The sequence below is a fragment of the Bacillus sp. FSL K6-2839 genome (assembly GCF_038003365.1).
Taxonomy (GTDB): domain Bacteria; phylum Bacillota; class Bacilli; order Bacillales; family Bacillaceae; genus Bacillus.
Genome location: NZ_JBBOOZ010000002.1, coordinates 89820 through 103162, shown reverse-complemented (window position 1 = coordinate 103162; position 13343 = coordinate 89820). Strand labels below are relative to the sequence as shown.

General features: G+C 41.3%; 13 protein-coding genes. 10 read left to right on the top strand and 3 right to left on the bottom strand.

Annotated features, from left to right (window positions below):
• The first annotated feature begins 50 nt into the window (after positions 1 to 50).
• Positions 51 to 1152 (top strand): peptide chain release factor 2 gene (gene prfB, locus MHH26_RS14640; protein ID WP_106030559.1). Its coding sequence is split into 2 segments (ribosomal slippage): positions 51 to 122 and positions 124 to 1152, totalling 1101 coding nucleotides; the frame shifts between segments, so codons are not numbered across the junction.
• Positions 1153 to 1276: 124 nt separating this feature from the next.
• On the top strand, positions 1277 to 3070 hold the full coding sequence (locus MHH26_RS14635) for a M3 family oligoendopeptidase (RefSeq protein ID WP_340973894.1): 1794 nt from the start codon (positions 1277 to 1279) through the stop codon (positions 3068 to 3070).
• A gap of 16 nt (positions 3071 to 3086) precedes the next feature.
• On the opposite strand, the gene MHH26_RS14630 is transcribed toward MHH26_RS14635, so the two are convergent.
• Entirely contained in the window at positions 3087 to 3821 is a 735-nt protein-coding gene (locus MHH26_RS14630) for an alpha/beta family hydrolase (protein ID WP_307500326.1), read from the bottom strand.
• A 189-nt stretch (positions 3822 to 4010) separates the two neighbouring features.
• Here MHH26_RS14630 and MHH26_RS14625 point away from each other — a divergent pair, with 189 nt between their 5' ends.
• From MHH26_RS14625 to MHH26_RS14605, 5 genes are all read left to right on the top strand, one after another.
• A complete protein-coding gene (locus tag MHH26_RS14625; RefSeq protein WP_106030556.1) occupies positions 4011 to 4859 on the top strand; it encodes a YitT family protein in 849 nt (282 codons plus the stop codon).
• 48 nt (positions 4860 to 4907) lie between these two features.
• On the top strand, positions 4908 to 5237 hold the full coding sequence (gene cccB, locus MHH26_RS14620) for a cytochrome c551 (RefSeq protein WP_340973893.1): 330 nt from the start codon (positions 4908 to 4910) through the stop codon (positions 5235 to 5237).
• A gap of 380 nt (positions 5238 to 5617) precedes the next feature.
• On the top strand, positions 5618 to 6304 hold the full coding sequence (ftsE, locus tag MHH26_RS14615; protein WP_034660129.1) for a cell division ATP-binding protein FtsE: 687 nt from the start codon (positions 5618 to 5620) through the stop codon (positions 6302 to 6304).
• The gene (gene ftsX, locus MHH26_RS14610) at positions 6297 to 7187 is read left to right on the top strand and encodes a permease-like cell division protein FtsX (RefSeq protein WP_034660128.1); all 891 of its coding nucleotides are present in this window, start codon (positions 6297 to 6299) and stop codon (positions 7185 to 7187) included. The genes ftsE and ftsX overlap by 8 nt, the downstream gene beginning before the upstream one ends.
• 111 nt (positions 7188 to 7298) lie before the next feature.
• Positions 7299 to 8564, top strand: coding sequence for a murein hydrolase activator EnvC family protein (locus MHH26_RS14605; RefSeq protein ID WP_340973891.1), 1266 nt, complete (start codon positions 7299 to 7301; stop codon positions 8562 to 8564).
• Between the two features lie 50 nt (positions 8565 to 8614).
• Here MHH26_RS14605 and MHH26_RS14600 read toward each other — a convergent pair whose 3' ends face one another.
• Positions 8615 to 9355 (bottom strand): sulfite exporter TauE/SafE family protein, encoded by a 741-nt coding sequence (locus MHH26_RS14600; protein ID WP_034660126.1) that lies wholly within the window; start codon positions 9353 to 9355, stop codon positions 8615 to 8617.
• A gap of 153 nt (positions 9356 to 9508) precedes the next feature.
• On the opposite strand from MHH26_RS14600, the gene ctpB reads away from it, so the two are divergent.
• The 3 genes from ctpB to MHH26_RS14585 all read left to right on the top strand — a co-directional run bounded on the left by ctpB (position 9509) and on the right by MHH26_RS14585 (position 12911).
• On the top strand, positions 9509 to 10957 hold the full coding sequence (gene ctpB / locus MHH26_RS14595; protein WP_340973889.1) for a carboxy-terminal processing protease CtpB: 1449 nt from the start codon (positions 9509 to 9511) through the stop codon (positions 10955 to 10957).
• 344 nt (positions 10958 to 11301) lie between these two features.
• The gene (locus MHH26_RS14590; RefSeq protein ID WP_007500014.1) at positions 11302 to 11655 is read left to right on the top strand and encodes a swarming motility protein SwrAA; all 354 of its coding nucleotides are present in this window, start codon (positions 11302 to 11304) and stop codon (positions 11653 to 11655) included.
• 68 nt (positions 11656 to 11723) lie between these two features.
• Positions 11724 to 12911: a PDZ domain-containing protein gene (locus tag MHH26_RS14585; RefSeq protein ID WP_340973887.1), complete on the top strand. Its 1188-nt coding sequence runs from the start codon at positions 11724 to 11726 to the stop codon at positions 12909 to 12911.
• 9 nt (positions 12912 to 12920) lie between these two features.
• Here MHH26_RS14585 and MHH26_RS14580 read toward each other — a convergent pair whose 3' ends face one another.
• Complete coding sequence (locus tag MHH26_RS14580; protein WP_034660123.1) at positions 12921 to 13286, bottom strand: winged helix-turn-helix transcriptional regulator; 366 nt, start codon at positions 13284 to 13286, stop codon at positions 12921 to 12923.
• Positions 13287 to 13343: the final 57 nt, after the last annotated feature.

Here is a 13343-nt window from a genome sequence, read left to right as displayed (position 1 = left end):
AAACCTCTTTCTATTCATGTCAGCCCCCATACATCTATGAGGTGAAGGATATGGAATTAGTAGAAATTAGACAAGAGCTTGAAAATATGGCTAGCAGGCTAGCTGATTTTAGGGGGTCTCTTTGACCTCGAAACAAAAGAAGCCAAAATTGCAGAACTCGAAGCGACAATGTCAGAAGCTGATTTTTGGAATGATCAGCAAAAGGCACAAGGCGTCATCAATGAAGCCAATGCACTAAAGGATAATGTGAATGCATACCATGAGCTCAGTGAATCTCATGAAGAGCTGCAAATGACACATGACCTATTAAAGGAAGATTATGACGAGGAGCTTCATGCAGAGCTTGAAAAAGAGCTGAAGAACTTAACCAAGCAGTTTAACGAGTTTGAGTTGCAGCTTCTCTTAAGTGAACCATATGATAAAAACAATGCCATTCTTGAGCTTCACCCTGGTGCAGGCGGTACTGAATCACAGGACTGGGGTTCTATGCTTCTGAGAATGTATACTCGCTGGGCAGAGCGCAGAGGCTTTAAGGTTGAAACGCTTGATTATCTTCCTGGTGATGAAGCAGGAATTAAATCTGTGACATTGCTCATCAAAGGGCATAACGCATACGGGTACTTAAAAGCAGAAAAAGGTGTCCATCGTTTGGTTCGTATTTCTCCTTTTGATTCATCTGGCCGCAGGCATACGTCCTTCGTTTCCTGTGATGTCATGCCAGAGTTCAATGAAGAAATTGATATTGATATTCGGACAGAAGATATCAAGGTAGATACGTATCGTGCAAGCGGCGCAGGTGGACAGCATGTCAATACGACTGACTCTGCCGTTCGTATCACACACATACCAACCAATGTTGTGGTGACATGCCAAACAGAAAGGTCACAAATCAAAAACAGAGAACGTGCGATGAAAATGCTGAAATCGAAACTTTATCAAAGACGGATCGAAGAACAGCAGGCTGAATTGGATGAAATTAGAGGAGAGCAGAAAGAAATTGGCTGGGGAAGCCAAATTCGCTCTTATGTATTCCATCCGTATTCTCTTGTGAAAGACCATCGAACCAATACGGAGATGGGAAATGTTCAAGCGGTCATGGATGGAGATTTAGATTCATTTATCGATGCTTACTTACGTTCGAAATTATCATAAAAACTCGGCTTCTTGCTGGGTTTTTTTAATTGTGAGAAAATATAATGAATATAAAGGAATACATATGCCATACTGACTCTATATCCTTTGTATGATGAAATTAGCAAATAAAGGGGGAAATATTTTGGGATTAACACCATTACAAGAGACGTGGGATTTAGATGCCTTTTTTAAAGGAGGCAGTTCTTCACCAGAATTTAAAACATACCTGCAACACATTCAGCAGCTATTAGATGAATTAAGACAAAAGGTCGATGCCTTTTCAAAAGAAGATACACACATTGAAAGCAGGTTAACGTCTGTCCTTGACACGTATGAAACCACATATAAAAAACTGTCTCAAGCAGGTTCATTTGTATCCTGTCTTCAATCTCAAAATACAAAGGATATGAAGGCTGGCAGTCTTCGAGGTACGATAGCCAAGCTTGAAGCTGATTTAGGTACCATTCTTGCGCTGTTTGATCAAGCGCTTGCTGCCATCTCTCCTGGAAAATGGGAAGATCTCATGAATTCAGAGGCCTTTTCAGATGTACGCTACATATTAAATGAACGCAGAGAGCGCGTGAAGGATCAATTGCCTGTTGAACAAGAAACGTTGATTCAAAAGCTAGCCGTAGATGGCTACCATGCGTGGGATGAGCTTTATTCTAGCTTGGTGAATAAGATTATGATTCCATTTGAACAAGATGGTGAAACGCAGATGATCTCTGTCGGCCAAGCGGAAAATGCGATGGATGATTCAGATCGTGAAGTCAGAAAGGCCGTATATCATAACTTAGAGCACGCATGGACGCAGGATGAACATCTATTTGCAAGCACTCTAAACCATCTGGCAGGTTTTCGTTTACAAGTATATGAAGCAAGAGGCTGGGATCATATTTTAAAAGAGCCGCTTGATATTTGCCGCATGAAACAAGAAACCCTTGATGCAATGTGGTCTGTGATTGATGAACATAAGCAGCCATTCATTGACTACTTACATCGAAAAGCTGACATGCTTGGAGTGGATAAGCTAAGCTGGTTTGATGTTGGGGCTCCTATTGGCAGTGAGACCAAGATCTATCCGTATCAAGAAGCAGCTGCTTTTATTGTGAAACATTTCGCTGGATTTGGAGAAGAGCTTGCTGCCTTTACAGAAAAAGCCTTTAATGAACGCTGGGTAGAAGCTGAAGATCGTCCAAACAAACGAGTAGGCGGATTTTGTACAAATTTCCCTGACAGCGGGGAGTCCCGCATTTTTATGACCTTCTCAGGAAGTCCATCCAATGTGGCGACACTCGCGCATGAGCTTGGTCATTCGTTCCATCAGGAAGTGATGCAGGATGTTCGCATTCTTAATCGCAAATATGCGATGAATGTAGCTGAAACGGCGTCGACATTTGCAGAAATGATTGTGGCTGATGCTTCATTAAAAGAAGCGGCAAATGAAGAGGAGCGTCTCAGTTTGTTAGAGGATAAGCTTCAGCGGAGTGTAGCATTTTTCATGAACATTCAATCTCGTTTCTTATTTGAACAGCGTTTTTATGAAGAGCGTAAACAAGGAGAAGTGCCGGCGGATCGGTTGAATGAGCTGATGGTAGAAGCGCAGAAGGAAGCCTTCGGTGACTCTTTAGATGAATACCATCCACATTTCTGGGCGTCTAAGCTGCATTTCCATATCACAGGTGTACCGTTTTATAATTTCCCATACACATTTGGCTACATGTTCTCACTAGGGATTTATGCAAAAGCCTTGCGGGCTGGTACTTCGTTTGAAGAGAAGTACATTGCATTACTAAAGGATACAGCTTCAATGACAGTAGAAGATTTGGCTCATAAGCATTTAGGCGTCGATCTTACCCAAAAAGCCTTTTGGGAGGAAGCCATTGGTTTAGCTGTAGCAGACGCTGAAGAGTTTTTAGAAGCGACGAAAAAGTAAAAATGAAAAGCTCCTATTACGGGAGCTTTTTTCCTGGTTTTAGCCATTCAAGCATGGTCTGAATGATATCCTTTTGCTGCGTGAGGGCTGGAATGTCCGCAGGCTGATCACCTTTTTGTTTGCCGTACATGCCAAACTGAGCATGGTTCCCGCCTTTTATTTCATGGTAAACGGTTTGAGACGGCAGATTTGTTTTCGATTTCTTGATTTTCTCTTGTGTCGCAAGCCCATCCTTTTCACCTGATATAGAGAGTACGTTCAAGGACGATGATTTCAAGTTATCTGATGCTGGATAAGACGCAAAGAAAAAGAGACCGTCGAGCTTGCGCTGGTTTTTTTCTGCAAACATAGCGGCAGCTGTTCCGCCTAATGAATGACCGCCAATATACCAGTGTTTGATCGTTTGATGAACTTTCATAATATCGTGTGCTTTGTTTGTATTAAAAATCGCAAACGAAAATGGCATGTCAGGGATAAAGACAGAATAACCTTTTTTCATCAGTTCATTCCCAATATAGGTGTACGCAATTGGTTCCACCTTTGCCCCGGGATAGAGAATAATACCAGTATCGCTTTTTGCTGATGCAAATGTATACACATCGTTTTTATGTTCCACTTGCTCGATGTTCACTTGCTTTTTTAATGCGGCGGATGGTCCGTATGTAAAGCGGCTCCATGTATAGAAAGCACCAAAAGCCAAGATGATCAGTGCAAGTAATGTCATGCCTGTTATCTTCAGGATTTTCTTCATCGCATGTCCCTTCTTTCTCATGTACATATTAAATATACCATCATTTGCTCCTATGCCAAACGGCAAGTACGCTGATCCGTTTGTGTGATAAAGTATTAATCCATTAGCACTGCATTTGGCTGTTATTTACATTCGTTTTAGGAGGGCTTAAAATAGGTGTGCATTCAGAAGTAACGGAGGAAGAAAGACATGAAGCAGGGACATTCACAATTATGGATTGAAGCGAAAAATTACTTGTTCATTTTAATCGGATCAGCCATTGTGGCGATTGGATTTAATACGTTATTATTACCGAATCAGATTGCTGCAGGTGGAGTGAGCGGTATTAGTACGATTATGCAATCATTCGGCTTTGAGGCGGCGTATGTGCAATGGGGACTCAATATTCCGCTGTTTATCGCTGGTTTTTATTTATTAGGCGGGACATTTGGCGTGAAAACGCTCGTTGGCTCTATTTTTTTACCTTTGATGGTGTTTGTCACAAGACATATTGCACCTGTGACACATGAAGCGCTCTTAGCAGCCATTTTTGGCGGAGTGGTGATTGGGATCGGAATAGGACTCGTGTTCCTTGGAAATGGATCAACAGGTGGAACGGCGCTCGCTGCCAAAATCATCAATAAATATACAGGCCTCACGCTTGGCACCTGTTTAGCGATGATGGATGGCCTAATTGTCCTGGCTGCGATGACTGCTTTTGGGATTGAAGAGGGACTGTACGCTGTCATTGGTGTGTTTATTTCAAGTAAAACGATTGATGTCGTACAGGCCGGCTTCAGTCATTCGAAAATGGCGATGATCATTACAGGGCATGAGGATGAGGTCAGGCAGGCAGTATTTGATCAAATTGACCGTGGTGTCACAAAGATCTCAGCAGTCGGTGGATATACTGACCATGACCGTCCAATTCTGATGTGTGTCGTTGGGCAGTCACAATTCACAAAGTTGAAACAAGTGGTGAAAGCAATCGATGCATCAGCATTTGTCATCGTAATGGATGCAAAAGAGGTGCTTGGTGAGGGTTTTAAAAGGGCGTAAACAAGGATATAATAGCGTTGACCAAATGATTGTAAGGGAGGGAAATTGATGAAAAAAAGCGGATTAATGATGCTGTTTGCAGTGATGCTTCTTGTTCTTGCGAGTTGTGGAGGAAATTCAAGCAGCAGTGACAAAGAAGGCAGCAAAAGTGCTTCAACTGTGAGCAGTGGTGAGGAAATTTATCAGCAAAACTGTATTGGCTGTCATGGGAAAGACCTATCTGGTGGAGGCGGACCAAGCCTGAAAGAAGTAGGGAAGAAATATAATGAAAGCCAAATCGCAGATATTGCACAGAATGGTAAAGGCTCTATGCCAAGCGGAATGGTAGATGAGAAGCAAGCAAAAGAAGTGGCAAAATGGCTTGCAGAGAAAAAATAAAACCTTTGTCTAATTGACAAGGTTTTTTTGTTTTTATATGTAGAAAAAGATTTTTGAATAGTATGAAAACGTATTATATTAAATTTTATTAAAAAAATAAGGGTAGAAAGACATGTTTATCGGTTTTAATTGTTCCTTTTACCTTTTAACTATAAGTTTTGAAATATAAATGTAATACCATTGCGTCGATTCATGACGTATAATTGGAGTTGTTGAAATTTAGACGATTCATTTTTTTCATCTTTTTGGATGAAAAGGACATAAATTGCTTGTACGTATCGAAGGGTATGTGCGTGACCATACATAACGTTTTTTGACGATAAGTGTCAAAACATCATGATAAGCTGTTAGTCAGCAATAAGAAAAGATTAGGTGATTACATGATTGAAATGAAGGAAGTCTACAAGATCTATCCTAACGGTGTAAAGGCGATCAATGGAATCAATGTCTCTATCCACCCAGGAGAGTTTGTGTATGTTGTTGGTCCCAGTGGTGCTGGTAAATCCACTTTCATCAAAATGATGTATCGTGAAGAGAAGCCAACCAAAGGGAAAATCTTAATTAATAGTAGAGATTTAGCCTCAATTAAGGAAAAAGAAATTCCTTACGTAAGAAGAGAAATTGGCGTAGTATTCCAAGATTTCAAACTACTTCCAACCCTCACGGTGTTTGAGAATGTGGCATTTGCTCTTGAAGTCATTGGGGAACAGCCTCATATCATTAAGAAAAAAGTGCTGGATGTACTTGATTTGGTCCAGCTCAAGCACAAAGCACGACAATTTCCTGACCAGCTGTCTGGCGGTGAACAGCAGCGTGTATCTATCGCTCGCTCGATCGTGAATAGTCCTGAGGTTGTCATTGCAGATGAGCCGACAGGAAACCTTGATCCAGACACATCTTTGGAAATCATGAAGACACTCGAAGAGATTAATAACCGCGGAACAACAGTCGTCATGGCGACACACAACAAAGAAATTGTAAACAGCATGAAGAAACGTGTCATCGCAATCGAAGATGGAATGATTGTGCGTGACGAAGCAAGAGGGGAGTACGGCATTTATGATTAAAACTCTCTCGCGGCATTTACGTGAGAGCTTCCGTTCACTTGGAAGAAACACGTGGATGACATTTGCATCAATTAGTGCGGTCACTGTCACATTGATTTTAGTTGGGGTTTTTCTTGTGATTATGCTCAACTTGAATAACATGGCATCGAACGCTGAAAAAGAAGTAGAAGTAAAAGTGTTAATCGAATTAACGGCGAATCAAAAGCAGCAGGATGAATTAAAAGCAGAAATTGAGAAGATTCCTGAAATCAGTGATGTGAAGTACTCATCTAAAGATGACGAACTAAAAGCGCTGATTAAAAGCTTTGGTGAAAATGGACAATCCATGGGACTTGTTGATCAAGAAAACCCATTAAACGATGCGTTTATTGTGAAAACATCAGATCCACACGATACACCAAAAGTAGCGAAGAAATTAGAAAACTTAAAGGGTACGTATAAAGTAACCTATGGAAAAGAAGAAGTCAGCCGACTCTTTAATGTGGTCGGAGTGGCGCGAAATGTAGGAATTGCGCTCATTATTGGTCTTTTATTTACAGCCATGTTCTTGATCTCTAATACGATCAAAATTACGATTTTTGCTAGACGTAAAGAAATCGAGATTATGAAGCTCGTAGGTGCAACGAACTGGTTTATCCGCTGGCCATTCTTTATTGAAGGATTACTGCTTGGTGTATTTGGTTCTATTATACCAATCGCTCTATTGCTTGGCACATATCAATATGCAGTGGGCTGGGTGGCACCGAGAGTACAAGGCTCATTTATTTCCATGCTTCCATATAACCCGTTTGTCTATCAAGTTTCACTGGTCCTTCTATTGATCGGTGCAATCATTGGTGTATGGGGAAGCTTGACGTCCATCCGTAAATTCTTAAAAGTATAAATCTATTTATGATGGCAGCACTCGAGAATTTGATAGAAGGTGTGACCGGTTGAACCGATTCATCCGGTCGACTCTTCATGCAGGCAGTTGTCATAGGAGGGGAATATCGTTTTGAAAAGAAAGCTGATGATGGCTGGAATGGCAGCGTTTATTGGAACAACGTGGCTATACATTCCAGGGAACGAGAATCGTGCATTCGCATACGAAGACCTAGATCAAAAACGTCAACAAATCGAAGAGAAAACATCAAAGACTGAATCAACTTTGAAGAAAAAGAAATCAGAGCTGGCTAAGCTTGAAAAGAAAGAATCCAAGCTCAAAAAAGAAATTGAAAAGATTGACCACAAGGTAAGTGCTGCAACTGAAAAAGTCGCTGAAAAAGAAAAAGAAGTCAAACAAACGAAGCAAGAGATCAAGAAACTAAAAAAAGACATTCAAGTCATCAATGATCGAATTGAAAAAAGAAAAGCTATATTCAAATATCGAATTCGTTCGATGCAAAAAAGCGGCGGTACGATCAACTATTTAGATGTGCTGCTGGGTGCTCGCAGCTTTAGTGATTTTGTCGGTCGTGTTGGAGCTGTCACAACCATTGTCGAAGCAGACAAAGACATGATTACAGAACATGAAAATGATTTAAAGCTGGTGGAGCAAAAAGAAGCAGAGCTAAATAATCAGCTAAATGGACTTGAAACATCTCTGAAAGAGCTAGAAGAGCTGAAAAAGGATTTGTCTAAACAGCAAAAAGAAAAAGAGAAAATCTTAGGGGATGTAACAGATAAAAAGAACCATGCCCATGATGAATTAGGCAAACTTGAAAATGAACAAGAAATTCTAGCGAACCAAAAAGCGGCTGTGAAGTCTGAGGAAGCACGCCGCCAAAAGGAAGAAGCGAAGAGAGCAGAACAAGCAGCTGCTGAAAAAAGTGCACCTGCACCTCAAAGCGGCGGCTCGGATCAAGTATCTGATACACCAGCAAGCAGCTCCGGCTTTATTAAACCAGCTGCTGGCCGATTCTCATCTGGCTTTGGCGGACGTTCAGGCGGACAGCACTACGGTTTAGATATTGCAGCAAAAGGCACAGTATCTGTCGTCGCAGCTGCATCTGGAACAGTCACGAACTCAAGCTACTCATCGAGCTACGGGAATGTGATATTCATTACGCATAATATCAATGGACAGACCTATCAAACGGTATATGCCCACCTGTCTACAAGAAGTGTGTCCACAGGGCAGAGAGTCGAGCAAGGACAATTCCTTGGATATATGGGGAATACAGGCCAATCACATGGTCAGCATCTCCACTTTGAAATTCATAAAGGATTATGGAATGGCGCTAAATCAAATGCAGTCAATCCAGCGCAATATATCCGCTAATCAAAAAGCCGATAACATTATGTTATCGGCCTTTTTTATTCTAAATGAAATTAAAATAACAGCAGTAAACCGGCAATAATAGGTGTTAACAGTACAGCCGATTTCAATAAGAGCTTCGGTGCAAGGCGTGTGAATTTTGCGCCAATAAATGCCCCTAATACTGTTCCGATTAAAATTTGAATCAGCAAGATAAAATCAACATAGCCCTCTGTAATGTATCCAATTCCACCACCGATGGAAATTGGAATAATGACAAGCATTGTCGTGCCAACTGCCTGTCGAATGGAAAGTCTCAGTAAAATCAAAAGTCCTACTTGAATAAATGGTGCAGACCCGATACCAAACATACCTGACAGCAATCCGGATACAAGTCCTAAAATAATACCCCTTATGAGCAGCTGACGTGAAGAAAGCGGCTGATGCTCAGTGTCTTCCTTAAGAACAAATAATTTGATCATCATAAACACAGCGGATAAAAAGAGCATTCCAGCTGTTAAATAGTGCAGACTTTCTTCTGGAATAAAAGGAGCAACCTTAGCTCCTGCAAAAGAAGCAACACAAGCCAAAGCTCCGACAATCAAACCAGATTTCAGCTGAATATTCCCTTCCCGGTAGTGGCTGTATGCACCTGATAACGTCGTAAATGCCATTGCGGCTAAAGACGTCCCGAGTGCGGTATGGATAGGGATATCAAAAATTAACGTAAGCAATGCGATGACAAAACCAGCCCCGCCTGCTCCTACAAATCCTAATAAAATTCCTAATAAAAGCATCGTCAATATAATATACATAGCGAAGACTCCTTCTCGATCATAACAAAATAAAAATTACACCTAATGAAATGATTAGTCAAGCCTTCGCGGGAGAATGTCTTTACATGAAATCCCTTCTTCTGGCATATAATAACTCAGGTCATCAGGAAGAGTTGAAGAAGGAGGCCAAATATGAAAAAACAAATCGCATCTATTATGGCAAGTGTCGTTCTATTAATAAGTGCAGGGGTGATGACGCATAAAGAGGGAACTCATGCGGAGTCACCGCAAGTAACTGCTGCAATGGCTGGACAAGCTCAATCAAGTGATAAGGCGAAAGAGAATGGGATGGAGAAAATCGAGAAAGCCTATGACCTGATATCGAATGAATATGTAGAGGAAGTGGATCGCCAAAAGCTGCTTGAAGGCGCCATTCAAGGAATGCTTTCAACTTTAAATGATCCGTATTCAGTATACATGGACAAGCAAACCGCCAAGCAATTTTCTGATTCGCTTGATTCTTCTTTTGAGGGAATTGGGGCAGAAGTGGGAATGGATGAAGGAAAAATCATTATCGTCTCTGCCTTTAAAAAATCCCCTGCGGCAAAAGCAGGTCTAAAGCCCAAAGATGAAATCATCAGCATTGATGGTGAGCCAATGAAAGATAAAAGCTTAAACGATGCTGTACTGAAAATCAGAGGAAAAAAAGGAACATCTGTCGCTCTGAAAATCAGACGAAATGGGATTGAAAAAGAGTTAACATTCCATATCAAACGAGAAGAAATTCCGCTTGAAACCGTGACTTCTTCTGTGAAAGAGGTAAATGGTCATAAAACGGGCTATATCGCGATCTCTAGCTTTTCTGAAGATACTGCGAAGGATTTCACGTCAAGCCTGAAACAACTCGAGAAAAAGGGCATAGAAGGTCTTGTGCTGGATGTGAGAGGGAACCCTGGCGGCTATCTGCAAAGTGTAGAAGACATTTTGAAGCATTTTATTACGAAGGATCAGCCTTATATTCAAATTGCAGAACGGAACGGCGACAGGAAACGATATTTTTCAAAACGGAAAGAACAGAAGCCTTACCCAGTTAATGTCTTAATCGATAAAGGCAGTGCATCCGCTTCTGAAATACTTGCTGGTGCTATGAAAGAAGCCGGAAAATATGAAGTCGTCGGTGATGTCTCCTTTGGGAAAGGCACTGTGCAGCAGGCGGTTCCAATGGGTGACGGCAGTAACATTAAATTAACGCTGTATAAATGGCTCACGCCAAAAGGGAATTGGATTCACAAAAAAGGTGTCGTACCAACAATTGCGATTCATCAGCCAGATTACTTTACCGTAGGCCCACTTCAACTGAAAGAACCGCTTCAGCTGGATATGAACAATGAAGAAGTGAGACAAGCACAGACGCTGTTAAAGGGATTGTCATTCGACCCCGGCAGAGTAGACGGCTACTTTGATGAAGAAACGAAAAAGGCGGTTCTAGCCTTCCAAAGCACATACAATCTCGATAAATCAGGTGTGATTGATCTGAAGACAGCGAAAATGATGAACAAAATGGTGGATGAAGTGAAATCCTATGAGAAAAATGATCTTCAACTGCAGACTGCACTAAAAGCACTATATCTTAAAAAATAAAGAGGCGAATAAATGCCTCTTTTTTTTGGTTCATAAGTGTCACGAACATGTAATAGTTTATTCTTAAAAATAAATTATATCGAGAAATATATTCATTTATTTTACAAAAAACATAACATTCCTTCGATTTTACCCGATAACATATTTATATAAGAGACTTTCTGTTGATTTAAACATGTCATGAAAATGAAACTTTTGAAAGTTGTATGTTACATAAATAATTCTTACAATATAAAGTAGCACTCATTTTAAATATTTTATTTTTTGCGGATATTCAGCTTGAGCATTAAGCTGTACCGAGGTTTGCGCTTTTCTTAAAAGAACTAGTAAATGGGGGTACACAATTGAAAAGGGCAAGTATTGTGAGAGAGAAAAAATATTACGAGTTGGTAGAGGAGCTTAAGAGTCGTACGAAAGATGTGACGTTTTCCGCTACAAAGGCATTAAGTCTGCTCATGCTGTTAAGCAGGTACTTGGTCAATTACACAACGGTAGAATCAGTCGACGAAATCGATGAAGACTGTGCTGAGATATACTTCAATTATTTAATGGATAATCATAAGAGACTTGGTATAAACTTAACCGACATCAAGAGGTCGATGCAGCTGCTCGGTGGCATACTAGATGTAGATGTCAATCACTACTTAAAAGATTTTTCACTGTCGAATGTCACACTTTGGATGAATCAGGAGAAATAAACCTGGTGTCAAGCATCGATTTATTTGATAGAATAAGAGAAAATGCTTGACTTGGGCGGTGAACGATAATGAGCTCGGAGTGGATGGGAGCTGGATTAAAAGCGGTCGGTCTGTTTTTGATCCACCCTCTTTTTTATTTCATGATATTAATCAGCCTGTTACATGGCTACATCCGCGTAAAGCGGGAGAGAAAAGCGTTTCAAACAAGAATAGAAGATGTATACGATGAACTTAAATTTACATATTCAAAGGGATGGATTCTAGGGATTTGCCTATCCGTCATTTCAGTAGGCTTAGGGATTGCCCTCCCGCCTGGATTCATCGTGCTGATTGCAGCGATGACCATCGTTTGCTCTTTATTCTTTAAGGCGAGTGCGCTTTCGTCTGCATACACACTCGGTTTCAGTTTTATTGCGGCACTTGGACTAATGTATGTCCAAGTGAGCCATTCTTGGCTGCCGCAGCTCTCAATGATGAATGCATCAGCCGTTGTTATTTTGCTAGGTCTTTTATTAATGACCGAGGGGATTCTAGCCTATCGAACGGCACATTTACGAACATCGCCTGCAATGGTGATGAGTGCGAGAGGACTTTTGATTGGCCAGCAGCGGGCAAACCGCCTGTGGCTTTTACCGCTTGTTTTGCTGATGCCGGCAGGTGAATTTACTTCTTCTCTGCCATGGTGGCCGGTGCTTCAAGTACACGATCAAAGCTTTTCATTTATTTTGATTCCATACATCATCGGTTTCGGGCAGCGGATTCAAGGATCACTGCCAATTGTGAGCATTCAAATTACGGCACGGCGTATTCTTATGCTTGGACTCGCTGTTGCTTTACTAGGTGCTGCAAGTATTTGGTTTGAGCCGATTGCATGGGGAGCTGTATTGATAGCGATTGTCGGAAGAGCTTTCCTCTCATGGAAACAGAGAGTCAATGACAATGCGGCTCCATTCTACTTCTCTAAGCGTAATCAAGGGCTGATGGTGCTGGGAATCATTCCGAATACACCGGCAGCTGATTTAAAGCTTGAGATCGGAGAAGTCATTACAAAGGTGAATGGAATTGAAGTCAAAACCGTTTCGGAATTTTACGAAGCCCTTCAAACCAATCGTGCTCTGACAAAGCTTGAGATCATTGGCTTGAATGGTCAGACAAGGTTTGAGAAACGCGCTTCTTATGAAGGTGAGCATCATCAGCTTGGCATCCTGTTTGTGAAGGATGATCCACAGCAAGAATCAACGGCGATTTCATCATAAAAAAAGCTGCTAGAGATGGCAGCTTTTTTCTTTTGGGCGAGCTTCTTTTCCATAGGATTCGCCCCATTCACGCATAGCGAAGATGATGGGTTTTAAAGTATCTCCAAGAGAAGTGAGTGAATATTCGACACGAGGAGGGACCTCCTCATAGACTTTTCTGTGAACAACGCCGTCTTGTTCTAGCTCGCGCAATTGAAGCGTGAGAACACGCTGAGAAATCCTTGGCAGAAGCCGGCGTAATTCGTTGTATCGTTTTGGACCGCAAGTCAAATGATAAAGGATCACTCCTTTCCATTTTCCTCCTATTACACTCGTTGTGGTTGAAACGGGACAGCCATGATTGACAATACTGACTGGATTGGATGGTGCACTCATCTTTACACTCCTTTCTAAGACGAAATGGGTGATAAACGAACATGATTGTACCTAACG